This is a genomic window from Grimontia indica (assembly GCF_000333895.2).
Lineage (GTDB): Bacteria > Pseudomonadota > Gammaproteobacteria > Enterobacterales > Vibrionaceae > Enterovibrio > Enterovibrio indicus.
The window spans coordinates 1-25,306 of record NZ_ANFM02000035.1; the positions used below are offsets into that span (position 1 = coordinate 1).

Annotated in this window: 23 protein-coding genes; 13 read left to right on the forward strand and 10 right to left on the reverse strand. The window is 49.7% G+C overall.

Features of this window, described 5'->3' with window-relative positions:
* Positions 1-237: 237 nt before the first annotated feature.
* The 3 genes from hemG to D515_RS18825 are packed head-to-tail and all read right to left on the reverse strand — an operon-like array spanning position 238 to position 2,909.
* Positions 238-762, reverse strand: coding sequence for a menaquinone-dependent protoporphyrinogen IX dehydrogenase (gene hemG, locus D515_RS18815; RefSeq protein ID WP_002540759.1), 525 nt, complete (start codon positions 760-762; stop codon positions 238-240).
* A 20-nt stretch (positions 763-782) separates the two neighbouring features.
* Positions 783-2,240, reverse strand: coding sequence for a TrkH family potassium uptake protein (locus D515_RS18820; protein WP_002540760.1), 1,458 nt, complete (start codon positions 2,238-2,240; stop codon positions 783-785).
* 42 nt (positions 2,241-2,282) lie between these two features.
* Positions 2,283-2,909: a YigZ family protein gene (locus D515_RS18825; RefSeq protein ID WP_002540761.1), complete on the reverse strand. Its 627-nt coding sequence runs from the start codon at positions 2,907-2,909 to the stop codon at positions 2,283-2,285.
* Positions 2,910-3,162: 253 nt separating this feature from the next.
* On the opposite strand from D515_RS18825, the gene fadB reads away from it, so the two are divergent.
* The 3 genes from fadB (at position 3,163) to acuI (ending at position 7,680) form a co-directional block, all read left to right on the forward strand.
* Positions 3,163-5,328, forward strand: coding sequence for a fatty acid oxidation complex subunit alpha FadB (gene fadB / locus D515_RS18830; protein WP_002540764.1), 2,166 nt, complete (start codon positions 3,163-3,165; stop codon positions 5,326-5,328).
* Between the two features lie 27 nt (positions 5,329-5,355).
* Positions 5,356-6,519 (forward strand): acetyl-CoA C-acyltransferase FadA, encoded by a 1,164-nt coding sequence (fadA, locus tag D515_RS18835; protein WP_002540766.1) that lies wholly within the window; start codon positions 5,356-5,358, stop codon positions 6,517-6,519.
* A gap of 180 nt (positions 6,520-6,699) precedes the next feature.
* Positions 6,700-7,680: an acrylyl-CoA reductase (NADPH) gene (gene acuI / locus D515_RS18840; RefSeq protein WP_002540767.1), complete on the forward strand. Its 981-nt coding sequence runs from the start codon at positions 6,700-6,702 to the stop codon at positions 7,678-7,680.
* 65 nt (positions 7,681-7,745) lie between these two features.
* Here the strand turns inward: acuI and D515_RS18845 are convergent, their stop codons facing one another.
* Positions 7,746-8,687, reverse strand: a complete 942-nt coding sequence (locus tag D515_RS18845; RefSeq protein ID WP_002540768.1) for a LysR family transcriptional regulator — start codon at positions 8,685-8,687, stop codon at positions 7,746-7,748.
* Between the two features lie 323 nt (positions 8,688-9,010).
* On the opposite strand from D515_RS18845, the gene tusA reads away from it, so the two are divergent.
* A complete protein-coding gene (gene tusA / locus D515_RS18850) occupies positions 9,011-9,256 on the forward strand; it encodes a sulfurtransferase TusA (protein ID WP_039850333.1) in 246 nt (81 codons plus the stop codon).
* 65 nt (positions 9,257-9,321) lie between these two features.
* Here the strand turns inward: tusA and D515_RS18855 are convergent, their stop codons facing one another.
* Both D515_RS18855 and D515_RS18860 read right to left on the reverse strand, forming a co-directional pair.
* Positions 9,322-9,585: a hypothetical protein gene (locus D515_RS18855; RefSeq protein ID WP_002540770.1), complete on the reverse strand. Its 264-nt coding sequence runs from the start codon at positions 9,583-9,585 to the stop codon at positions 9,322-9,324.
* Positions 9,586-9,685: 100 nt separating this feature from the next.
* On the reverse strand, positions 9,686-10,243 hold the full coding sequence (locus tag D515_RS18860; RefSeq protein WP_002540771.1) for a TMEM165/GDT1 family protein: 558 nt from the start codon (positions 10,241-10,243) through the stop codon (positions 9,686-9,688).
* Positions 10,244-10,604: 361 nt separating this feature from the next.
* Here D515_RS18860 and glyQ point away from each other — a divergent pair, with 361 nt between their 5' ends.
* From glyQ to D515_RS25040, 5 genes are all read left to right on the forward strand, one after another.
* A complete protein-coding gene (gene glyQ, locus D515_RS18865) occupies positions 10,605-11,522 on the forward strand; it encodes a glycine--tRNA ligase subunit alpha (protein ID WP_002540773.1) in 918 nt (305 codons plus the stop codon).
* A 1-nt stretch (position 11,523) separates the two neighbouring features.
* Positions 11,524-13,590: a glycine--tRNA ligase subunit beta gene (gene glyS, locus D515_RS18870; RefSeq protein ID WP_002540774.1), complete on the forward strand. Its 2,067-nt coding sequence runs from the start codon at positions 11,524-11,526 to the stop codon at positions 13,588-13,590.
* 321 nt (positions 13,591-13,911) lie between these two features.
* The gene (locus D515_RS18875; protein WP_002540775.1) at positions 13,912-15,162 is read left to right on the forward strand and encodes a valine--pyruvate transaminase; all 1,251 of its coding nucleotides are present in this window, start codon (positions 13,912-13,914) and stop codon (positions 15,160-15,162) included.
* 175 nt (positions 15,163-15,337) lie between these two features.
* Positions 15,338-15,664: an alpha/beta fold hydrolase gene (locus D515_RS25035; RefSeq protein WP_002540777.1), complete on the forward strand. Its 327-nt coding sequence runs from the start codon at positions 15,338-15,340 to the stop codon at positions 15,662-15,664.
* A gap of 27 nt (positions 15,665-15,691) precedes the next feature.
* A complete protein-coding gene (locus tag D515_RS25040; protein WP_002540778.1) occupies positions 15,692-16,225 on the forward strand; it encodes an alpha/beta fold hydrolase in 534 nt (177 codons plus the stop codon).
* A gap of 100 nt (positions 16,226-16,325) precedes the next feature.
* Here D515_RS25040 and gyrB read toward each other — a convergent pair whose 3' ends face one another.
* From gyrB to dnaA, 4 genes are read right to left on the reverse strand one after another with little or no spacing between them, the layout of a single operon-like run.
* Positions 16,326-18,743, reverse strand: a complete 2,418-nt coding sequence (gene gyrB / locus D515_RS18885; protein ID WP_002540779.1) for a DNA topoisomerase (ATP-hydrolyzing) subunit B — start codon at positions 18,741-18,743, stop codon at positions 16,326-16,328.
* A gap of 20 nt (positions 18,744-18,763) precedes the next feature.
* Positions 18,764-19,840 carry a DNA replication/repair protein RecF gene (gene recF, locus D515_RS18890; protein WP_002540780.1) on the reverse strand — a complete coding sequence of 359 codons (1,077 nt, stop codon included), beginning with the start codon at positions 19,838-19,840 and terminating at the stop codon, positions 18,764-18,766.
* Position 19,841: 1 nt separating this feature from the next.
* On the reverse strand, positions 19,842-20,942 hold the full coding sequence (gene dnaN, locus D515_RS18895; protein WP_039850322.1) for a DNA polymerase III subunit beta: 1,101 nt from the start codon (positions 20,940-20,942) through the stop codon (positions 19,842-19,844).
* Position 20,943: 1 nt separating this feature from the next.
* Positions 20,944-22,329, reverse strand: a complete 1,386-nt coding sequence (gene dnaA / locus D515_RS18900; protein WP_002540782.1) for a chromosomal replication initiator protein DnaA — start codon at positions 22,327-22,329, stop codon at positions 20,944-20,946.
* Positions 22,330-22,879: 550 nt separating this feature from the next.
* Between dnaA and rpmH the strand changes: the two genes are divergently transcribed.
* From rpmH to yidC, 4 genes are read left to right on the forward strand one after another with little or no spacing between them, the layout of a single operon-like run.
* The gene (rpmH, locus tag D515_RS18905; RefSeq protein ID WP_002540783.1) at positions 22,880-23,014 is read left to right on the forward strand and encodes a 50S ribosomal protein L34; all 135 of its coding nucleotides are present in this window, start codon (positions 22,880-22,882) and stop codon (positions 23,012-23,014) included.
* Between the two features lie 13 nt (positions 23,015-23,027).
* Positions 23,028-23,387, forward strand: a complete 360-nt coding sequence (rnpA, locus tag D515_RS18910; RefSeq protein WP_039850324.1) for a ribonuclease P protein component — start codon at positions 23,028-23,030, stop codon at positions 23,385-23,387.
* Positions 23,351-23,611, forward strand: coding sequence for a membrane protein insertion efficiency factor YidD (yidD, locus tag D515_RS25410; RefSeq protein ID WP_082111347.1), 261 nt, complete (start codon positions 23,351-23,353; stop codon positions 23,609-23,611). The genes rnpA and yidD overlap by 37 nt, the downstream gene beginning before the upstream one ends.
* Before the next feature lie 2 nt (positions 23,612-23,613).
* Positions 23,614-25,233 carry a membrane protein insertase YidC gene (gene yidC, locus D515_RS18915; RefSeq protein WP_002540785.1) on the forward strand — a complete coding sequence of 540 codons (1,620 nt, stop codon included), beginning with the start codon at positions 23,614-23,616 and terminating at the stop codon, positions 25,231-25,233.
* The last annotated feature ends 73 nt before the right edge of the window (positions 25,234-25,306 follow it).

Sequence of the window (25,306 nt, forward strand, 5' to 3'; positions counted from 1 at the left end):
GAATTTCCCTTCGAAGCGGGCGGCCATTTTACTGATTCGAAACAGCGCGTCAAGCGTTTATTTCAACTCAATTTTTGAGGCCTTCGCCGTACCGATTTGAGTGGGCGTTTCCGCTGTGGAAGCCGCTCTCCGTGTCGGTGAGGCGGCATTATAGGGAGGTCTGAAATCCTGGCAAGGGCTTTTTTGAGGTTTTTTATGAAAAACGGTGCGTTCGATTACTTTTCACCCAAAATGGCATTAAAGTGAACGAAATCGCTCTGAAAAGTCCTTAACTCTATCCCAGTTGGTGTACTCAACTTCTTTGGTTGGGTCAGTTTCGCCGCCTGTCATCTTCATGATGAACTGAATCATGACACGATCGAAAAGCTTATAGCGGGGATAATAGAGCGCACCGGCGAACACATCTTGCAGTTCTGGCTGCCAAGGCGACAGTTTTCTGAACTTCTTCATATAGACACTACCTTCCGGTGTGTCTTTACCAGGTTTGCGTGCTGTCAGATTCACGCAGAAAAAGGCAGCTTTCTTTTCGTTGAGCGCAGAGAGGTTGTTTTCGATAAACCGGTATAGCTTCTTATTCAGGTGACCATACCGAATTGACGCACCAATCAGTACCTTGTCATATTCCGCCCAATTCACCTCAGGCATGTCGTGCAGGTCCACCAGCTCACATTCGTAGTTACCTGCCAATTCGCTTTCAATAGAACGAAGAATCTTTACTGTCTGCCCTTCACGACTCGAGTGAAGTAAAAGCGCCTTTTTCATCATTATTCCTATAAAAGCTATCAGCTACGCCAGAAGGTCGGCGTAAAAAGAACCAGTAAGGTGAACACTTCGAGACGTCCGAACAACATGGAGACAATCAGTACCCATTTCGCGCCACTATTAATATCGCCAAAGTGAACTGCAACCTCGCCCAAACCAGGGCCGAGGTTGTTAAGGGTTGCCGCAACCGCAGAGAACGCCGTTAACTCATCAATACCTGTCGCGATAAGCCCCAGCATACAGATTACAAATACCAGCGCATAGGCAGAGAAGAATCCCCAAACTGCATCCACCACCTGTTGAGGCAATGCTTTGTTGCCCACTTTGATGGTGTACACCGCCCTTGGGTGCACCAGACGTTTCAGTTCACGAGAACCTTGCAGTGACAGCAGCAGGATTCGGATCACTTTCATACCGCCCCCCGTTGAGCCTGCACACCCACCTATAAAAGAGGAAAACAGTAGAAGCACCGGCAGGAATAATGGCCACTCAGAAAAACTCGTCGTGGTATAACCCGCTGTCGTGGAAATCGATACGGTCTGGAAGATGGCTTGGTTAAAAGCTTCGAACTCTGACTCGTAAGTGCCATGGTTGATCAACATACCAAACACAATCGCCAGTAGGATAAGCTGGATCACGATAAACGCACGGAACTCAGGGTCTTTGAAATAGAAGCCAGGATGCAGCTTGCCACTGGCAAAAGCAGCAAAGTGTAGCGAGAAATTACATGCTGAAATAAAGAGGAAGAACACTGTGATGAAGTTAATCGCCGGGCTGTTGAAATAGCCGATACTTGCATCATGGGTTGAGAATCCGCCGATCGCTACTGTAGAAAAGCTGTGGCTGATAGCATCGAATACCGACATCCCCGCCAGCCAGTAAGCCGATGCGCAGGAAACGGTCAGCGCAAGATAGATATACCACAGCGCTTTCGCCGTTTCTGCAATACGCGGTGTCATCTTGCTGTCTTTAACCGGCCCCGGGATTTCAGCACGATAAAGCTGCATACCACCGATACCGAGCACTGGCAGAATGGCGACTGCGAGCACAATGATACCCATGCCCCCGAACCATTGCAGAAGCTGACGGTAAAACAGTACCGCTTTTGGCAGGTTGTCGAGCCCCACCATCACCGTTGCCCCGGTCGTCGTAAGGCCTGAGAAAGATTCAAAGAAGGCGTCGGTTACCGACATATTGGGTTGTTCTGACAGCATGAACGGAATAGACCCCGCGCTGCCGATTACCGTCCAGAACAGCACCACAATCAAAAAGCCATCACGGGCTTTCAATTCATGTCTGAAACGTCGGTTAGGAAACCAGAGAAGACCACCGCCCGCGAGAAGAAGGAAGAAAGTGAGAACAAAAGGGAAACCTTCACCATCGCGGTAAATGAATGCCACCACGGCTGGCGCCAGCATGGTGATACTGAAAAGGGCAAGAAGAAGCCCGACAATCCGGATAATTGAACGAAATTGCATAGCCTTGGACGGCTCATCCTTATATTCAGGGGTGAGCCTGAATTATGTATTTTTATCAAGCCCGGCCACGCTAACCTGACCGCGGGAGCGATTAAAAATCTCCGCTGCGATCTGTTCGGCACTCCGTGCATCCACTTCCACTGTCATCTCCACATTATGGCTGAATTCAGTATTAACCTGAACCGCGTTATGGGAAGCCAGTATCGATTCGATCAAGGCAATGTGAGGGTATTCACAGCTTATTGTGAACTGAACCGTAATCGCCTTCTCTTTCGTTGCCAGTTGCAGTAGCGCCTGTTGCACACCGCCACCATAAGCTTTGACCAGCCCACCAGTCCCCAGCCGGATACCACCGTAGTATCGCGTCACCACCGCAGTGATCTCGCCCACACCACTTCCAGATAGCTGCGCAAGGATAGGTTTACCGGCCGTACCGGAAGGCTCTCCGTCATCACTGAAGCCCCAACTCATCGAGTCTTCAGGTCGCCCAGCAACGAATGCCCAACAGTTATGGCGCGCGTCGGCATGCTTCGCTTTGATTTCTGCCACAAACGCTTTGGCACTTTCGATGCCTGGCGTATGGGCGAGATAGGTAATAAAGCGGCTCTTCTTTATATCTTCTTCCGATATCACGGGTGATAACGGGATCAGATAAGGCGAGGTATTCATGCGAGTCACCATAAATTGAAAAGGCGCGGGATTTTAACACAAGAAAATCGTAACACAGCAAAAGCGCTAACTCGTTGAAATAGTGAGAATGCAAGATTCAAACAGATAGTTTAAACACAAATTTCAAACATCTGTTTAACATTTCTATTGCCTTTTTGTTCAGCCCGGCTCAGACTAAAGCTGACTATAACGACTACCCTCTACCTAAAGGTAAACCAAACCAGACAAAGATCTGGCAATACGGAGATAGAACATGATTTACCAAGGTGACACCCTGTCCGTGCGCTATCTGGAAGATGGCCTCGCGGAGCTGAACCTCGATGCACCCGGCTCTGTTAATAAATTCGACCTTGCGACACTGGAAAGTCTCAACGAGGCGCTTAATGCTCTCTCGCAAAAGTCCGACGTAAAAGCCCTGCTGCTGACGTCTGCCAAACCAGCATTTGTCGTAGGCGCAGATATCACTGAATTCCTCGGCCTGTTTGCCAAGCCAGAGGAAGAGCTCTCAAATTGGGTCACGCACGCGAACGATATCTTCAACAAACTCGAAGATCTGCCTTTCCCTACCGTTTCCGTCATTTCCGGTTTCGCGCTAGGTGGTGGCTGCGAGTGCATTCTTGCTACTGATTTCCGTATTGCTGATTCCACCGCGCGCATCGGCCTGCCAGAAACCAAACTTGGTATCATGCCGGGCTTTGGCGGCACCGTGCGTATGCCACGTCTGGTGGGCGCAGATACCGCGATGGAGCTCATCACCGCAGGTAAAGAAAGCAAAGCAGATGCCGCACTCAAAATCGGTCTGGTTGATGCCGTGACGGCACCGGATGACCTGCGTGATGCTGCGATTGCCCTTGCTAAGCAAGCCATTGATGGCAAACTGGACTGGCAATCACGTCGTGCACAGAAAAAAGCGCCACTGCAACTGAACAAGATTGAAGCCACCATGAGCTTCACCATGGCCAAAGGCATGGTGGCGCGTGTGGCAGGTCCTCACTACCCAGCTCCTATGACTGCAGTTGTGGCGATTGAAGAAGCGTCACGCTCCGACCGCGACGGTGCCTTGCTGGTTGAGAACAAGCACTTCGTCAAACTGGCGAAGAACGATGTCACTCAGGCACTGGTTGGTATTTTCCTTAATGACCAATACCTGAAATCCAAAGCCAAAAAAGCCGCCAAAGAAGGCAAGCCAACTGAGCGTGGTGCTGTACTGGGTGCAGGCATCATGGGTGGCGGTATCGCTTACCAGTCAGCCAGCAAAGGTGTGCCGGTACTGATGAAAGACATCAGTCAGGCTTCGCTGGAAACCGGCATGAAAGAAGCATCCAAACTGCTGAACAAGCAATTGGAGCGTGGTCGTCTTAACGGTCTGAAAATGGCAGAAGTACTTGCCTCTATCACCCCTAGCCTTCACTACGCAGGTATCGAGCAATCTGACGTGGTTGTTGAAGCCGTGGTGGAGAACCCGAAAGTGAAAGCGGCAGTACTGAGCGAAGTAGAAGCCTTGCTACCAGAAGGTGCAGTACTGACTTCCAACACCTCCACCATTCCTATCGATCTGTTGGCGAAATCGCTCAAGCGACCAGAAAACTTCTGCGGCATGCACTTCTTTAACCCCGTGCACCGCATGCCACTGGTAGAAGTCATTCGCGGTAAGGATACCTCAGAAGAAACCGTGGCACGCGTAGTGGCCTACGCCGCCAAGATGGGTAAAAGCCCAGTGGTCGTCAACGACTGCCCAGGGTTCTTTGTAAACCGCGTGCTGTTCCCCTACTTTGCCGGTTTCAGCATGCTGCTTCGTGACGGTGCTGACTTCACCAAAGTCGACAAAGTGATGGAGAAGAAGTTCGGCTGGCCAATGGGTCCTGCTTACCTACTTGATGTTGTAGGCATTGATACTGCACACCATGCACAGGCTGTGATGGCAGAAGGTTTCCCAGAACGCATGGCGAAAAGCTACCGCGATGCTGTCGATGTGATGTTTGAGTCCGAGCGCTTTGGTCAGAAGAATGGCGTCGGTTTCTACAAATACTCGGTCGATCGTAAAGGCAAGCCTAAGAAAGACGTGGATGCTGATGTCGCAGGCCTGCTGTCAACAGTGATCGGTTCAGCGACCGATTACAGCGACGAAGAGATCATCAACCGCATGATGGTGCCGATGATCAACGAAGTAGTGCGTTGTCTGGAAGAAGGCATTATCGCGACTCCTCAGGAAGCAGACATGGCGCTGGTTTACGGCCTTGGCTTCCCTCCATTCCGAGGCGGTGTATTCCGTTATCTGGATACCATTGGACTGGCAAACTATGTTGCTATGGCTGACCAACTGGCCAATCTGGGCCCTGCCTATGAAGTGCCACAAGGTCTTCGCGACAAAGCTGCCAAAGGCGAAGGGTATTTCGATGCCCAACGACAGTCTGCCTAACCACAAGGAATTGAGAGGGAAAACAACATGAAAAACGTCGTTATTGTCGATTGTATTCGAACCCCGATGGGCCGCTCCAAAGGCGGTGCTTTCCGCCATACCCGTGCGGAAGATTTGTCAGCGCACCTGATGGCATCACTGCTGGCACGTAACCCACAATTAGATCCAACAGAAATCGAGGATATCTACTGGGGCTGTGTACAGCAGACACTAGAACAAGGCTTCAACGTCGCCCGTAACGCAGCACTGCTGGCAGGCATTCCACATACAGTAGCCGCAACTACGGTTAACCGTCTCTGTGGCTCTTCCATGCAAGCACTGCATGATGCGGCACGCGCTATTCAAGTAGGCGATGCCGATGTCTGCCTGATTGGTGGTGTTGAGCACATGGGCCACGTACCCATGACCCACGGTGTCGACTTCCACCCGGGTCTTTCCAAGTCTGTGGCAAAAGCTGCCGGCATGATGGGTCTGACCGCAGAGATGTTAGGTCGCATCCATGGTATCAGCCGTGAGCAGCAAGAGGCTTTTGCTGCCCGCTCCCACCAGCGCGCGTATGCTGCCACCGTGGAAGGCCGCTTTAAAAATGAAATCATGCCCACCGAAGGCCATGATGAGAAAGGCGGACTGTTCCTGATGGAGAACGATGAAGTTATCCGCCCGGAAACCACAGTGGAAACCCTTTCAGGTCTGCGCCCTGTATTCGACCCAGCCAACGGCACAGTAACCGCAGGTACGTCTTCTGCACTGTCTGACGGTGCCGCGGCCATGCTGGTGATGAGTGAAGACAAAGCCAAAGCGCTCGGTTTGCCAATTCGTGCTCGCGTGCGTTCGATGGCAGTCGCAGGCTGCGATCCTTCTATCATGGGTTATGGTCCTGTACCAGCGACGCAAAAAGCACTGAAGCGTGCAGGTGTCACCATTGATGACATCGGCATGATTGAGCTTAACGAAGCCTTCGCTGCGCAGTCACTGCCTTGTGCAAAAGATCTGGGCTTGCTGGATAAAGTCGACGAGAAAGTGAACCTCAACGGTGGCGCGATCGCACTGGGTCACCCTCTGGGTTGTTCAGGTGCACGTATCTCTACTACGCTTATCAACCTGATGGAGCACAATGATGTCGAGCTGGGTCTTGCCACCATGTGTATCGGTTTAGGTCAGGGTATTGCTACGGTGTTTGAGCGCGTTTAAACAAAAACGTGTCGTCATCAAAGCCGGGTTTAATACCCGGCTTTGTTATTTGTAGCGGAGTATTGCTATATAGCTATGCGCTTAACGCATATTAATCATGATTTAGTTTCATTATTTTCATGACCACTTTGGTTCTACACTGTATTTCATACGTTTATTCCCCTTTCCGGAGGACATCCCATGTTCAAAGCACTGGTACTGGACCAAGCTGACAAAATCACCACTTCAAGCATTCAAGAACTCGACGTTAGCCGACTGCCACAAGGCGATGTGCTAATCGACGTGGATTACTCCTCACTGAACTATAAAGATGGTCTGGCTATTACAGGCAAAGGCAAGATCTGTCGTGAGTTCCCAATGGTGCCAGGTATCGACCTGGCAGGGACAGTGGCAGAATCTTCAGATTCTCGTTTTACCGCCGGACAGAAAGTGGTACTGACTGGCTGGGGCGTCGGTGAAACCCATTGGGGTGGCATGGCACAAAAAGCGCGCCTCAAAGCTGACTGGTTGGTTCCACTGCCAGAAAAGCTCTCTGGCGATCAGGCAATGAAAATCGGTACTGCGGGTTTGACAGCCATGCTGTGTGTACAGGCACTTCAAGATGCTGGCATCACACCAGAGAAAGGTGAAATTCTGGTGACAGGCGCAAGTGGCGGTGTCGGTTCAGTGGCAGTCACGCTGCTGTCTGAATTGGGTTACCAAGTGGTAGCAGTAACAGGCCGTTCAAGCGAGAATGGTGAATGGCTGAAATCGCTGGGCGCGTCACGTGTGGTAGAGCGTAGCGAATTTGAAGAACCTGCTCGCCCATTGGAAAAACAAATTTGGGCTGGCGCGGTAGATACCGTTGGCAGCAAGATGCTGGCAAAAGTACTGGCACAAGTTGATTACGACGGCGCAGTCGCAGCATGTGGTCTTGCAGGCGGTTTCGATCTGCCAACCACAGTCATGCCATTTATCCTTCGCGGCGTGAAACTGCTGGGTGTGGATTCTGTATACGCGCCTTTCGAGCGTCGCCAGAAAGCGTGGCAGCGTATATCTGAGTTGCTGCCAACGAGCTACTACAATAACGGCTGTCGCGAAATCTCACTGGAAGAAGTACCAGAAGCAGCAGAAGCCATCACCAATGGTCAAATCACTGGCCGTGTGGTGATCAAGCTGTAAGCCTTCTTTGCGGTATACAAAAAACGGAGCCTATCGGCTCCGTTTTTTGTTTGAAAGATTGAGGGTCAAACAAACCCCATGTCTTTAATCCGCGTATCGATAAGGCGGCTGCACTCTTCTTTAATCAGGTTTCTAAGCCATACCTGCGCCGCGGAGTGCTCCGTCCTTGGGTGCCAAATCAGGGAATAATCAAACGGCTTAAATTCGAACGGCAGTGGCTTAATCACCAAATCGTATTTTTCACCCACGAGATAAGCCAAGTCAGCAGGAACCGTAATGATAAGCGGCAGGCTATCCAACATCGCTACCGCAGCTTCCAGGTGATAAGCACGCAATGCCAGTTTCGGCTCTGGGTGTCCGCGCAACGCTTCATCGATCAGTGCTTTCACGCCATCACTGATGGCAATCACTGCATGTGGGTAAGCCAGGTAGTCTTCGAGCGTTAGCGCTTTATCGGCCAAAGGGTGATGTTTCGACACCATGCAGAATACGCTCACCAGTCCCAACCTGTCAGACTGAAGCGGGTCAACGGGACCGGTCGGGCGGCAAATCGCCATGTCGCACCCTTCCGAGGTCAACTGACGCATTAACTGGTCATGCTGCAAAGGGGCGAACTCCAGTGACAAACCCGGCGCTTCCTCATAAATACGCGGCAATGCAAATGGCAAAATGGTTTGCATGGCGTAATCAGTCGTTGCGATCTTAAAAGACTGCTCACACTTGGCCGGATCAAACTCTTCAGGCGAAAGGACATGACGAAGTGTATCTAGTGGCGCTGTCAGTTGAGCATTCAACTCCAACGCTCTTTGGGTTGGGATCAACTGTTGTCCGTGCCGGGTAAACAAGGGATCACCTGTAAGGCTTCTCAATCGTCCCAGAACCCTACTCATCGCTGACTGGCTAAGGCTTAGACGTATAGCCGCTTTACTCACGCTGCCTTCTTCCAGCAGCACACGAAGCGCGATTAGCAGGTTTAAGTCGCGGCGGTAGATATCTTCAAGTTCCATAACATGCCCAAAGAGTGCTAACGTTGCCATTATAAGCATGCCAGTCACCGATAAGGGTGATTGAGAAAGGCGTTTATTGATATTTGGCGAACGCCAGATAAAAAAAATCCCGCATTAAAGCGGGGAAGCCCAAGAAAACTGGGTGTGAGTGTAGTCGATGAGTGAGTTAGCCTAGCTGTTTCGCCATGTTCACATTCGTTTGAACATCATTCGTTAACAACTTGTTAATTAAGTTACACATGTTTTTTACAAATCCAACCCCTGTTGAATATTTAGTCTTCATAAGTATGATCGGGTCGACGTTTTCAATGTGATAAATGCAGATGAGTTCAGAATTTGAAAATCCGGATCACTTTTTAGACGCAGAAGGCCTGCGTTGTCCGGAACCAGTCATGATGGTAAGAAAAACAATCCGCAACATGGCGGAGGGTGAAACCTTACTGGTGACGGCGGACGATCCGTCAACGACACGCGATATCCCAAGTTTCTGCCGTTTCATGGACCACACCCTTGTTGCCCATGAGTCAGGAACCAGTCCATTCCGCTATCTGATCAAGAAAGGTCTTTAAGATCTTCTGAACAGATAAACGAGCGGAAATGAAAAAGGCAGCCAAGGCTGCCTTTTTCGTGTCTGTCAGTAATCTGATACTTGCTCAACGTCGTTCACTTTCCGCCTGAGCGTGGCGTTTTCATGCTCCAGTTCCCGCATGGCCTTTTTCATCGGCAATACGTAGCGCACTCTCACCATAGCATCAATAGATAAGTAAGTGGTTACTATTGCGCCAACCACCATTGGAAGCCACATATCAGTTAACACCATTCCAAGAATATTCAGCGCCAGTGCAAAGTGGAACAGCCACATCTGGCTTTTGGGGCTGATCGCCAGAAACCTGTCCATAACACGCTCCTTAGTCACGATGACACTAAAGCCAAACTACCATGGAACCGTCGGTGAGGTTGCTGATGAAATCACACATTCAGGCATCTGGTTATGTTTCTTATCGCATAAAGAAAGTACCGATCGCGAGTACCGCAAACAACCCTGCCGTCACATACCGTACAACGTTCAATGGCAATGCATTTGCTGCCTTGTGACCCAGTAATACCACCGGGACATTAGCCAGCAGCATACCGATAGTCGTACCAATAATGACCATGGTCAGCGCTTCAGCATTTTGAGCACCGAGAACAGTCGTTGCCACCTGGGTTTTGTCGCCAATTTCTGCAATAAAGAAGGCGATGAAACTCGCCACAAATGGACCCCGGTTTGACACACTTTCTTCGTCATCGAGTTTGTCAGGGATTAGCACCCAAACAGCCATCACCGCAAAGCTGACGATCAGCACCCAACGCAAGACTTCTTCGGTAAGATAATCGGCAACAACCACACCCAGCCAGGCAGCAACCGCATGGTTAAGGATTGTGGCGAAAAAGATAGCAAGAATAATAGGTACTGGCTTTCGGTATCGACTGGCCAGTAACAGGGAAAGGAGTTGGGTTTTATCACCAATTTCTGCCAACGCAACGGTGGCAATGGATATCGCTAACACGCTCATTATTGTCTTCCAGGGCGAGGATTATTATTCGAAAACCATGACAACCCACGCGCCCCGCCCGGTTCGCGTAAAGTGTCATTGGTCTCGTCAAACCCACTATCGTGTGTCGCCATTACCATGAAGATTGAGCTTCAAATATGTTGATAATGGCCTCGCTGGCGCGAGAGACTACTCCCCAAGAGCGAGCGCATTTTAGCCTCAACGCCTGACGGAATACAACCTCTGCCCGTTTTACCTTTCGACCCCGCTCGCCACCTTTGAAACCAAAGGACAAAAAACCGCCATTACCCCTACTTATCCCAAGCCTTGCGCGCTATAATCGCGTGTTATTTTCACTTCATTAAATCGCGCGAACCTGACGATGCAAAAATTCGACGTTAAAACTTTTCAGGGCATGATCCTCGCGCTGCAGGATTACTGGGCCCAACAAGGTTGTACCATCGTACAACCGCTCGACATGGAGGTAGGTGCAGGCACCTCTCACCCAATGACTTGTCTGCGTGCAATTGGTCCAGAGCCAATCGCAGCAGCTTACGTTCAGCCTTCTCGTCGTCCAACTGACGGCCGTTACGGTGAAAACCCTAACCGTCTGCAACACTACTACCAGTTCCAGACCATCCTGAAGCCGTCTCCAGACAACATTCAGGAACTGTATCTTGGTTCGCTGCGTGTGCTGGGCATTGACCCTGAAGTTCATGACATCCGCTTCGTAGAAGACAACTGGGAAAACCCGACACTGGGTGCCTGGGGTCTCGGCTGGGAAGTTTGGCTGAATGGCATGGAAGTCACCCAGTTTACTTACTTCCAACAAGTAGGCGGTCTTGAGTGTAAGCCTGTTACCGGCGAAATCACTTACGGTATCGAACGTCTGGCGATGTACATCCAGGGCGTCGATTCAGTTTACGATCTGGTATGGACTGATGGCCCATTCGGTAAAGTGACTTATGGCGATATCTTCCACCAAAACGAAGTGGAGCAATCGACCTACAACTTCGAATACGCTGACGTAGACTTCCTATTCACTTACTTCGACCAGTGCGAGAAAGAGTGTAAGTCTCTTCTCGAGCTTGAGAAGCCTCTGCCATTGCCAGCGTATGAGCGCATCCTGAAAGCAGGTCATGCATTTAACCTGCTGGACGCACGCAAAGCTATCTCAGTGACCGAGCGTCAACGCTACATCCTGCGTATCCGCAACCTGACCAAGTCAGTTGCTGAAGCGTACTACGCATCCCGTGAAGCTCTAGGCTTCCCAATGTGTAAAAAGGGTGAGGAGAAGTAAGATGGCGAACAATTTCCTGATTGAGCTGGGTACTGAAGAGCTGCCACCAACGCAACTTCGTACACTGGCTGAAGCATTTGCGGCAAACTTTGAGCAAGAGCTGAAAGACGCTGAACTGACCCACGAAGGTATGGTTTGGTACGCAACCCCTCGTCGTCTGGCACTGAAAGTCACTGCGCTGGCTGACCAACAAGCTGACAAGATGGTTGAGAAACGTGGCCCTGCCATCTCTGCCGCTTTTGACGCAGACGGCAACCCAACCAAAGCCGCACAAGGTTGGGCGCGTGGTTGTGGTATCGATGTATCAGAAGCCGATCGTATGGTGACTGATAAAGGTGAATGGCTGCTGTTCAAGCAAGAAGTTAAAGGTCAGAACACCAAAGACATCGTTGTTGCACTGGCTGACAAAGCGTTGGCGAATCTGCCAATCGCGAAGCCAATGCGCTGGGGTGACAAAGATACCCTATTCATCCGTCCGGTGAAGACCCTGACTATCCTGCTGGGTGACGAGCTGATTGAAGGCACCATCATGGGTGTTGATTCAGCGCGTACCATTCGTGGTCACCGTTTTATGGGCGAAGCGGAATTTACCATCGACAATGCTGACCAATATCCAGCGATTCTGGAAGAGCGCGGTAAAGTCATTGCCGATTACGAAGCACGTAAAGCCACTATCATCGCTGATGCCCAAAAGGCAGCAGAGCTGGTTGGTGGTATTGCTGATCTGGAAGATGACCTGGTTGAGGAAGTCACCTCTCTGGTTGAGTGGCCAGTGGTACTGACTGCAACCTTCGAAGAGAAGTTCCTGAAGGTTCCTTCAGAAGCCTTGGTTTACACCATGAAAGGCGACCAGAAGTACTTCCCTGTTTACAGCGAAGACAAGCAGCTTCTGCCTAACTTCATCTTCGTATCAAACATCGAATCGAAGGAACCTCGCCACGTTATCGAAGGTAACGAAAAAGTGGTTCGCCCTCGTCTGGCGGATGCAGAGTTCTTCTTCGACACCGACCGTAAGCGTCCTTTGATTGACCGTCTGCCACAGCTGGAAACGGCTATTTTCCAAAAGCAGTTGGGTACCATCAAAGACAAGACAGACCGCATCACTGAGCTTGCTGGCTACATTGCTGATAAAATTGGTGCTGATGTCGAAAAAGCAAAACGTGCAGGCCTTCTGGCGAAATGCGACCTGATGACCTCCATGGTTTTCGAATTCACCGAAACTCAGGGCGTGATGGGTATGCACTATGCGCGTCATGATGGCGAAGCAGAAGATGTTGCCGTTGCCCTGAATGAGCAATACATGCCACGTTTCGCAGGTGATGAACTGCCAGGCAATGGTGTTTCTTCAGCACTGGCGATGGCAGACAAGCTGGATACCATCGTAGGTATCTTCGGTATTGGCCAGGCACCGAAAGGTTCTGACCCATTCGCGCTGCGTCGTGCTTCTCTGGGTGTCCTTCGCATTATCGTTGAGTACGGTTACGATCTGGATCTGACCGATCTGATTGCCAAAGCCAAATCGCTGTTCGGCGACCGTCTGACTAACGATAAGGTTGAAGCTGACGTTATCGAATTCATGCTGGGTCGTTTCCGTGCCTGGTATCAGGACGAAGGCCATAGCGTAGATGCCATCCAAGCCGTGCTTGCAATGAACCCTACCCAACCGGCTGATTTCGACAAGCGCGTGAAAGCTGTAACGCACTTCCGTTCACTGGATGCTGCTGAGTCTCTGGCGGCTGCGAATAAGCGTGTTGGTAACATCCTGGCAAAATACGACGGCGAATTGTCTGACACTATCAACAGTGAGCTGTTGGTTGAAGATGCAGAAAAGGCGTTGGCTGTAAAAGTCACCGCAATGGTTGAAGCGCTGAAGCCTGTCTTTGCCGCTGGTGATTACCAAGCTGCACTGACCCAATTGGCAGACCTGCGCGAACCTGTTGATACCTTCTTCGACAACGTGATGGTAATGGCTGAAGACGAAGCGCTGAAGGCGAACCGTCTGGCACTGCTCAATACCCTGCGTGGCCAATTTATGAATGTTGCAGATATCTCTCTGCTTCAGAAATAAGCTCGGCAAGAAAAGTTAATCAAGAGCCCCGTTTGAACGGGGCTTTTTTGTATCTATAAAATTGTCTTTCCACCAGCCTCATTCACAGCTTCTAAATCGATGTATTCAATCCTGTCTAATCTAAAATTTTCGGTATGTTTCACGTGGAACATCTCTCGAAACGCTCTCTAAACTCCCTCCTTCCCTTATCTGAAACGACAACCTTTCCGCCGTCCGCTACATGTTAAAAAGAAAGCAGAAATTGCATTCATTTTGTGCAATGAATCAGTTATGGTTTGTCGACTAACCTGAAGGAACAAAGGATTAAATAGGTTTCGCGCTATGCAGTTTTCTAAGTTTGGAAATAAGTTTTCTCAGCATTCCGGCATCACACAGTTGATGGACGACCTCAATGACGGACTAAGAAACCCGGATGCCATTATGCTTGGTGGTGGCAACCCAGCGGCGATTCCTGAAATGCTTGAGCATTTCGAAGACTTGAGTAGACGGATGCTAGATGATGGCTCTCTTGTCGCAGCACTCTCTAACTATGATGGCCCGCAAGGGAAGACAGCGTTCATCGCAGCGCTGGCTGAGATGTTGAATAAGACATTTGGCTGGCAGGTCACCTCTAAGAACATCATGCTGACCAATGGCAGTCAGTGCGCCTTCTTTTATCTCTTCAACCTTTTCGGTGGGCAGTATGACGACGGCAGCTTTAAGAAGATCCTGCTGCCTCTAACACCTGAGTATATTGGTTACGCCGATTCGGGTTTAGACTCTGATATCTTTACCAGCTTCAAGCCAACAATCGAGCATCTAGATAACCGCCAGTTTAAATACCACGTAGATTTTGATGCGCTGGAGATTGATGAGTCAGTTGCGGCTATTTGTGCCTCACGACCAACAAACCCGACCGGTAATGTTCTTACTGATGAAGAAATCGCAAAGCTTGATAAGCTGGCGCGAGCGAACAATATACCCCTCATCATCGACAATGCTTATGGCGTCCCCTTCCCTAACATCATCTTCGAAGATGTGAAGCCTTTCTGGAACGAGAACACTATCCTGTGTTCAAGCTTATCCAAGTTAGGTTTGCCAGGTGTACGCTGCGGCATCATCATTGCGCAAGAAGAGATTATCACTGCCCTATCCAACATCAATGGCATCGTCAGCTTGTCACCTTGTGGTGTTGGCCCTGCACTCGCACTTGAGATGATTAAAACCGGTGACCTACTGTCGCTCAGTGAAACTGTCATTAAGCCTTTCTATCAGAAGAAAGCAAAGCGTAGTATCGAGCTCCTTCAGAAAGCGATTCCTGATGAACGATTTAAAATTCATAAACCAGAAGGTGCTATCTTCCTTTGGCTTTGGTTTGAAGGTCTACCCATCAGCACCAAAGAGCTTTACCAGCGCCTTAAGAAACGCGGCTTACTGATAGTCCCTGGTGAGTACTTTTTTATTGGTTCAGAATTGGATTGGGACCATACCCGTGAGTGCCTAAGAATGAACTATGTTCAGGACGACGAGGCCATTGCGCGGGGTGTCGAGATACTTAAAGAGGAAGTGGAAAAGGCTTACGCTGAGTCTTAATTCTCCACCAAAGGTTCCACGTGAAACATCGCCCAGTTAGAAAATCGACTGGGCTTTTTTGTGTTCATCTTCTATTTGGACTCACTAATCTGATCGTAAACAGCAAGACGTGTTCTTTTATCATTTTAATTTAACCGCTAACGTTTCACGTGAAACATAGGTTGAGTGGAAGACAATGACCGAGAATAAAACGCACTCTGAAGTAGAAACTAATTTGAAAGTTGGAGAGCTCACAGGAGCATTAGTCGAACCAAAATCCTTTCGACATAGCGAAACGGTTTATCTGATCATTGCTGGAAGTGGCCCCACGGATAGAGATGGTAATCAGCCATCGATAACAACGGGTACGTACAAAAAGCTCGCTCATGCCCTTTCAAAACAAAACATCGCTTCATACCGCTATGACAAAATAGGTGTCGGTGAAAGCAAAGTAGATGGGTTAAAAGAAGAAAACCTCACCATTGATACCTATATCAATGACGCTGTTTACGTGATTGACTGACTTCGTAATAGATACCCATCGTCGAAAGTGGGTGTCATTGGTCATAGTGAGGGCGGGCTCATCGGTCTCGCTGCCGGGCTGAAAACAGAAATTGATAAGCTCGTGCTCGTCGCCACACCGGGTCGCCCAATAGACCAAATCATACTGGAACAACTTTCAGCGCGCGCTCCCCAATTGGTCAATGAAGCCGAAGCCATTATCGATGCATTAAAACACGGTGAAAACGTCACTCACATCAGCGAGAGCCTATTTCCGTTATTTAGACCTTCAGCCCAGTCTTATATGAAATCCTTACTGAGACAGAACCCCTGCTCTCTACTATCCCAAAGAAAAGGGAAAACTCTCATTGTTCAAGGGGAGCGTGATTTACAAGTGACAAAAGAAGATGCGCTTGCACTTTATGCGGATAACGAAAAACAAGTGACCCTAAGATTAGTCGGTTCGATGAATCACGTTCTAGTGGCGGTAAACGTTAACCTAGAAGATAACTTGGCGTCTTATCAGAATCCTTCTTTAGCCATTCATGAAGAATTGATAAACGGTATTATTGAATACGCTTAAAGTTTTAAAATTCAATAACTTAAATAAATACATCACGCTACGTAAAAAAAACGCCGCTAATGCGGCGTTAGGTACTCAGATTTTACGTAGAATCACGTGGTTACACATCGAGGTTGGCAACCTTCAGGGCATTATCTTCGATAAACGCACGACGTGGCTCAACGTGATCACCCATCAATGTCGTGAAGAGCTCATCTGCTGCTACCGCATCCTGAATGGTCACGCGCATCATACGACGTGATTCTGGATCCATGGTGGTTTCCCAGAGTTGATCAGGGTTCATCTCACCCAGACCTTTGTAGCGCTGACGGCTAAGACCACGGTTAGACTCTTTAATCAACCAAGCCAATGCATCTGCAAAGCTCTTAACAGGTTGCTTACGCTCACCACGTTGAATGTATGCAGTATCATCCAGAAGACCATCAAGTGCTTCTGCCAGATCAGCAATACGTCCGTACTCTTTTGAGTTCAGCAGGTCGTAGCTGATGAGATACTCATGATCGACGCCGTGGGTACGAACAATCAGTTCTGGTTGGTAAGCCTGATGCTCCTCATCAAACTTCACCTCAGCGCGGTACTGGCTTTCACCGGTCGAGTTCTTATTCAGAACATCCACCAGCGTATCAATCCAGGCGCGTACTTCACCCTCATTGCTCAGCGTATCTACACTCAGGCGCGGTTGGTAAACCAGCTCGTTGAGCATCGCGTATGGGTAACGACGGTTCATGCGCTTAATCAGCTTCATTACACCGTTGTACTGCTTAACAAGCTCTTCTAACGCCAAACCATTCAGTGCCGGTGCATCTTGGTTAACGAAGAGTGAAGCGTTTTCCAGCGCGATAGATACCTGGTATTGCTCCATCGCTTCATCATCTTTGATGTATTGCTCTTGCTTACCTTTCTTCACTTTGTAAAGCGGTGGCTGAGCGATGTAGACATAACCACGCTCAATCAGCTCAGGCATTTGACGATAGAAGAAGGTCAACAGCAGCGTACGAATGTGCGAGCCGTCGACGTCCGCATCGGTCATGATGATGATGCTGTGGTAACGCAGCTTGTCAGGGTTGTACTCGTCACGGCCAATACCACAACCTAGTGCAGTGATCAGCGTTGCGACTTCCTGAGAAGAAAGCATCTTGTCGAAACGCGCTTTCTCAACGTTCAGGATTTTACCTTTCAGTGGCAGGATAGCCTGGTTCTTACGGTTACGACCCTGCTTCGCGGAACCGCCCGCAGAGTCACCCTCCACAATGTAGAGTTCAGACAGCGCAGGATCTTTTTCCTGACAGTCTGCAAGCTTGCCTGGAAGGCCAGCCAAATCCAGTGCGCCTTTACGACGGGTCATTTCACGTGCTTTACGTGCCGCTTCACGCGCACGCGCCGCATCAATGATTTTGCTACAAACGATCTTCGAGTCTTGTGGGTTCTCAATCAGGAACTCAGACAGTTTCTCGTTCATTGCTGACTCAACCGCAGACTTCACTTCTGAAGAAACCAGTTTGTCTTTAGTCTGGCTTGAGAATTTCGGATCCGGCACTTTCACAGACACAACGGCAGTCAAACCTTCACGGGCATCGTCGCCAGAAGTCGCTGCTTTGGCTTTCTTCGAATACCCTTCTTTGTCCATGAAAGAGTTCAGCGTACGGGTCAGAGCTGCTCGGAAACCAGCAAGGTGTGTACCGCCATCACGCTGAGGAATGTTGTTGGTGAAACAGTAAATGTTTTCCTGGAAACCATCGTTCCACTGCATTGACACTTCTACCGACACACCGTCTTCGCGTTCATGTTCAAAGTGGAACACAGTTGGGTGAATAGGTGTTTTGTTGCGGTTGAGGTGCTCTACGAATGCGCGGATACCACCTTCATACATGAAGTGGTCTTGTTTGTTCTCTTCACGCTCATCAATCAGCTTGATTGAAACGCCTGAGTTCAGGAATGACAGCTCACGCAGGCGCTTGGCCAGAATGTCGTAATGGAACGTAGTGTCAGAGAAGGTCTCGTCACTTGGCCAGAAGCGGATACGGGTACCGGTTTCGTCAGTATCACCAATCGCTTCCAGAGGCTGCTCAGGCACACCCATTTTGTAGATTTGCTGGTGGATGTTGCCGTGACGCCAGATAGTCAACTCAAGCTTCTCAGACAGGGCATTTACTACCGAAACACCTACACCGTGAAGACCACCGGAGACTTTGTACGAGTTGTCATCGAACTTACCACCGGCATGAAGTACCGTCATGATAACTTCGGCTGCTGATACACCCTCTTCTTCGTGGATGTCGACAGGAATACCACGACCGTCATCTTTTACAGATACCGAACCGTCTTCATGGATGGTGACCACGATGTCATTACAGTGACCAGCGAGAGCTTCATCGATAGAGTTATCGACCACCTCAAAGACCATGTGGTGCAGACCGGTACCGTCGTCAGTATCACCGATGTACATCCCCGGACGCTTTCGTACTGCATCCAGACCCTTGAGTACCTTGATACTCGATGAATCGTAATTGTTGGACATTGAGTTACTCTCGCTTAATTTTATTCTGCGGCTATTTTACCGTTTTCCACATGAAACATCTTACTATTTTCGTCGCACATTTCAGCGACCTGATCGGCACTAATGGCACTTACAAATACCTGTGCGCCTGTGGCTTTTAACTGCTCAGCCAATAGCGCCCTTCGTTGGCTATCCAACTCGGACGCAAAGTCATCTATCAAATAGATGCATTGCTTTTGTTTGTCTTCGGTCAGTTGTTGGCCCTGTGCTAAACGAAGTGCACACACCATCAACTTTAACTGCCCACGGGAAAGTACATCTTCCACTGGGGTGCCGCCCACGCGAAGGCGAAGATCTGCCTTGTGAGGACCACTGACTGTATACCCGAGTTGCTGATCGCGTAAAAAGTTCTCGCGTAGCAGCTCAGCATAATCTGACCCTTTATCCCAACCACGCGTGTAGTTGAGTTTGATTTCATACTCAGGCAGAAACGCTTCACAGAGCTTAGAAGCACGTTCTGAGAGCTTTTCAATGTAGTCTTTGCGCCACTGGTCAATTTGGTTTGCCAAAGGCGCTAATTCCGCATCCCAGTAACTAAGCTCTCGGTAGCTACGCGCTGTTTTCATCAACGCATTTCGTTGCTTGGTAAGCCGTTTTACCCTAGACCACGCGGGGTAAAACTGGGGTTCCACGTGAAACACACCCCAGTCGATAAATGCACGGCGGAATTTAGGACCACCGGTTAACAGCTCAAACCCTTCCGGGGTAATCAGCTGCATCGGCAAAACTTCGGCAAGCTGCACCAGCTTCTGCCCTTTTTCCTCACCGATTTTCACTTCTGTCGAACCGTCGCGGTTTTTCTGGAGCCCTACTGGTAGTAAGGACTCACCTGCTTGCACGCGACCGTGTACAACTAATCTGTCTTGCTGGTGTCGGATCACCCTTCCGGTCAACTGGCTTCGAAATGAACGGCCATGCCCCAGATAGTAAACCGCCTCCAACACACTGGTTTTTCCACTGCCGTTAGGCCCTACAAGAAAATTGAAGCCTGATGACAGGCTAAGGTCACAGGCTTCAATATTTCTCAAGTCATGGATAGAGAGTCGGGACAGCGCCATATTACAGACGAATAGGCATCACGACGTACATGGCGTCATCATTGCTGACATCTTCTACCAGTGTACTCGCGGTACCATCGGTCATCGAAAAGCGCACTTGTTCGCACTTAAGCGTATTTAATACATCCAGCACGTAACTGACGTTAAATCCGATTTCCAAGTCTTCGCCATCGTAATTAACGTCAACAAACTCTTCCGCTTCTTCCTGCTCAGGGTTATGCGCAGAAATGCGAAGCTGGCCTGAGCTCAGGTTCAAGCGCACACCGCGGAATTTCTCATTCGACAAAATGGCTGCACGCGAAAATGCCTGACGCAGCTCGTCACAATCCGCTTCCATGATTTTGTTGGAAGATTGCGGCATGACGCGGCGGTAATCCGGGAATCGACCATCCACTAACTTAGAGGTAAACACAAACTGGTTCACCTGAGCGCGGATGTTGGCACTGCCAATCTGGATGGTTACTGGCGCCTCTGGGTTATCCAGCATACGCATCAATTCAGTCACGCCTTTACGTGGCACAATCACTTGCTGGCCAGCCAGCTGGTTATCGAGCGCAGTTGTACCTACCGCCATACGGTGACCGTCTGTGGCCACAGAGCGAAGTGTGGTGCCATCAGTCTCAAGCAACATACCGTTGAGGAAATAACGGACATCCTGGTTGGCCATGGAGAATGCAGTGCTTTCAATCAATTGGCGAAGCTTGCCTTGTGGCACCGTGAATTCCACGTTGCTCTGCCAATCTTCGATATTCGGGAAGTCAGCAGCTGGCAATGTCGACAGTGTAAAACGGCTGCGGCCTGAACGGATTACTGCGCGATCACCTTCGAGCGTAAAACTGATAGGTGCGCTGTCTGGCAGACCGCGGCAAATATCTAAAAACTTACGAGACGGGACAGTTACTGCCCCGTCTTCTGCTTCACTTTCCAGCGGCAGATTAGCAATCAGCTCAACTTCCAAATCCGTACAGGTCATGGAAAGTTGTCCGAACTCTACTTTCAGCAGGATATTGCCAAGAATAGGCAGCGTAGGTCGTCCCCCTAATGCACCAGACACCTGCTGCAGGGGTTTCAAGAATTGGTCACGGGTAACTGTAAATTTCATATTAAGACGACAAAGTCCGGATCAGGTTGGAATAATCTTCTTTTATATCGTGGCTCTCTTCGCGCAGCTGTTCAATCTTTCGGCATGCATGAAGTACCGTAGTATGATCGCGGCCACCAAATGCGTCACCAATCTCAGGCAAACTGTGGTTGGTCAGCTCTTTTGACAGTGCCATCGCCACCTGGCGTGGACGTGCCACAGAGCGGCTGCGACGTTTCGACAATAGGTCCGCCATTTTGATTTTGTAATACTCGGCGACGGTTTTCTGGATGTTGTCTATGGTGACCAGTTTTTCCTGAAGCGCCAGCAAATCACGCAGGGCTTCGCGGACAAAATCGATGGTGATAGCACGGCCGGTGAAGTTAGCATTCGCTATCACGCGGTTCAACGCCCCTTCAAGCTCTCGAACATTTGAGCGCAGACGTTTGGCGATAAAGAATGCCACTTCGTCTGGCAGGCGAATATTATGATCTTCCGCCTTTTTCATCAAAATCGCCACACGGGTTTCAAGCTCTGGTGGCTCAATGGCAACAGTCAAACCCCAGCCAAAACGGGATTTCAGACGATCTTCCACACCGCTGATCTCTTTTGGATAACGGTCAGAGGTGAGGATAATTTGTTGGTTACCTTCCAAGAGCGCATTAAAGGTGTGGAAGAACTCTTCCTGTGAGCGCTCTTTGTTGGCGAAGAATTGGATGTCATCGATAAGCAGCGCGTCAACACTACGGTAGTAGCGCTTAAACTCTTCAATCTGGTTGTTCTGAAGCGCTTTAACCATGTCCTGAACAAAACGTTCAGAATGCATGTACACCACGCGCGCATCGGTTTTACGATCAGAAATCGCATTACCTACAGCGTGCAACAAGTGGGTTTTACCTAGACCTGTGCCGCCATAAAGGAAAAGTGGGTTGTATGCCGCGCCCGGGTTATCTGCCACCTGGCGAGCTGCTGCCAATGCGAGTTGGTTCGACTTACCTTCTACGAAGTTAGTGAACTTGTGCTTCGGATTCACGTTAGAACGGTGATTCACATCTGATTGCACAGGAGAAGGTGCAGGCTCCCACGTGCGACCAACAGGTTTAGCGGCTGGTGCAACAGGGGCTGGAGCTGCAGGCTGGCTTGGCGGCGCCACCGGGGCAACCGGCTTACTGCCAACTTCAAAGCGCAGCACAGGCAAGTCGTTACCGCAAAATTCATTCAGTAACTGATTGATGCTATTGAGGTATTTGTCGCGAACCCAATCCAGTACAAAACGGTTTGGCGCGAACAAAGTCAGGGTATTGTCATTTAACTCCGCCTGAAGCGGTCGAACCCACATGCTGAATTCTGTTGCAGGAAGGTCCTCTTGAAGGCGCTGAAGGCACTGCAACCAAAGCGAAGATGACACGTCTGACTCCACACTTATTTATTAATGAAAAGGGAACTAAGTTTATACTTGTACGAGGAGGATCGCTAGCGAAGAGATCCCTTTTGCAGTGAATAAGATCTAAGTTATACACACAGATCGCACATTTAGTTTGCAGATCGGCACAGCTAACACCCCACTTACTCACAGAATTATCCGATTTTGGCTCAAAAATCCGATGATCCGATCACAGTGTTGACTCCCCCACTCCACAAAACGTCACGGGTGATCGATGTTCTTAAAAAATTCATCCTGATCAAATTTACACACCCTATACTGGGTTATCCCTGACGATCGCACATGAAATACACAAGGAAAGGTGGATAAGATCGGCAAAGGATCCTTGCGCTTGACAGGCGACCACGTATAATTGCGCGCCCTGAGAGATTCGGATTGAAACCACCTGTGGTTTTAACATTGACTATAAGTCAGTCAGTGATTACAATCCGCCCTCTTTGTTGAGAGGCGTCGGACTTTTGTCCCACGTCGGGTTAACAAACCTAAAAACTGATCAGTAATTAAGGTAGAAACCATGAAACGCACTTTTCAACCTTCAGTTCTAAAGCGTAAGCGCACTCACGGTTTCCGTGCGCGCATGGCAACTAAGAACGGTCGTAAGGTTATCGCCGCTCGCCGTGCGAAAGGCCGTAGCAAGCTTTCAAAATAATCCTTAGCGATTTGTGAATAAGCTAGCTTTTTCTCGGGAGTTACGTCTGTTAACTCCCGAACATTTCAACTTCGTCTTCCAGCAACCTCACCGCGCTGGCTCCCCACACTTAACCATTCTTGCTCGAAACAACAAACTTGGACGCCCACGTCTAGGCCAAGCTGTTCCAAAAAAACAAATCAAACTTGCCGTTGACCGAAATCGCTTTAAACGTCTGGTACGTGAAAGTTTTCGTCTCAACCAGCACTCGCTGATGGCAAAAGATTATGTTGTGATAGCAAAGAAAAGTGCGAATGAGCTCAGTAACGAAGAACTGAGTCAGCTGCTTGATAAGTTATGGCAACGTTTGTCTCGACCGCCGCGAAAAAAATAGTCACTGGACTGTTTCGCGGGTATCAACTCTTCATCAGCCCACTTCTGGGGCCCCGATGTCGCTTCACGCCGACATGCTCCCAATACGCCATAGAAGCGGTCAACCGTCACGGTGTGATAAAAGGGTGTTGGTTCGCCAGCAAACGTTTATTAAAATGCCACCCTCTTAATCATGGTGGGTACGATCCTGTACCCCCGCGTCATCCTAAAAATCGAGACAATTAACAATGGATTCTCAACGCAATATCCTGTTGATTGCCCTAATGTTTGTATCCTTCATGTTGTATCTCAACTGGACGGAAGCAACCAACCCTCAACCACAGGGCCAGGGCGTAACACAGCAAGCACAACACAGTGGTGATGTACCTGCCAGCTCAGATGCGTCTCAGCCTCTGACGCAGGACGCAGTTTCAAACAAGCTGATCACCATCAAAAGTGACGTGCTGACTTTGACCGTTGACACACAAGGCGGTGACATTCTTCGCGCTGAACTGAACAACTACGACGCAGAGTTCGACTCTGTCGACAAGTTCGTGATGCTCAAAAACCAGCCTGACCACGTATTCGTTGCTCAAAGCGGCCTGATTGGCCCTGATGGTATCGATACCCTGGATGGCCGTGCACAGTTCTCTGCAAACGGCACCGACTTTGTGATGGCTGATGGCCAGGACGAGTTGCGTGTTCCACTGACGCTGGTAAAAGACGGCATTACCTTCACCAAAACCTTTGTACTGAAACGCGACAACTACGCGGTTGACGTTGACTACACGGTAGACAACCAAAGCGGCAAAGCAGCGACAGTTCAAATGTATGCGCAGCTGAAGCAAAACCTGCTGGATGACGGCGGCAGTCTGACCATGCCTACCTACCGCGGTGGTGTGTACTCGGCTGACGATGCGAAATACGAGAAATACAGCTTTGACGATATGAAGGACAGAAACCTGAACCTGACTATCGCCAATCAAGGTTGGGCAGGCATGATGCAACACTACTTCGTTGCCGCCTGGATCCCACATTCAGAAGGTGAAGCGAACCTGTATACCCGCACCAGCAATGGCCAGGGCTTTATCGGTGTACGTTACCCAACCACCACGGTTGCTGCTGGTTCAACGGCACAACTGGACGCGACCCTGTGGGTCGGTCCTAAGCTTCAGGACAAAATGGCTGAAGTGGCACCTAACCTGAACCTGACTGTCGACTACGGCTGGCTGTGGTTTATCGCGAGCCCACTGCACTGGTTGCTGTCAACCATTCACGGTTTCGTGGGTAACTGGGGTGTGGCAATCATCATCCTGACTTTCATCGTTCGTGGTGTGATGTACCCGCTGACCAAAGCGCAGTACACCTCGATGGCGAAAATGCGCATGCTGCAGCCAAAACTGGCAGAAATGCGTGAGCGTATTGGCGATGACCGCCAGCGCATGAGCCAGGAAATGATGGAGCTGTATAAGAAAGAGAAAGTGAACCCGCTGGGCGGCTGTTTACCTCTGCTTCTACAAATGCCTATCTTCATCGCACTTTACTGGGCGTTGATGGAATCGGTTGAACTGCGCCACGCGCCGTTCATGCTGTGGATTCAAGACTTGTCAGCACCGGATCCATACTACGTGCTGCCACTGCTGATGGGTGCTTCTATGTTCCTCATTCAGAAGATGAGCCCAAGCACTATCACGGATCCAATGCAGCAGAAGATCATGAACTTCATGCCAGTGATGTTCACCGTGTTCTTCCTGTGGTTCCCGGCAGGTCTGGTACTGTACTGGTTGGTGTCAAACGTTGTGACCCTTATCCAGCAGACCATGATTTACCGTGCGCTGGAGAAAAAAGGCCTTCACAGCCGCACTTAATCGCACTGAATACTGATAAGGCGGCCAACTGGCCGCCTTTCTTCTTTCTGAAGACGCGACAGGCGGTCAGGTA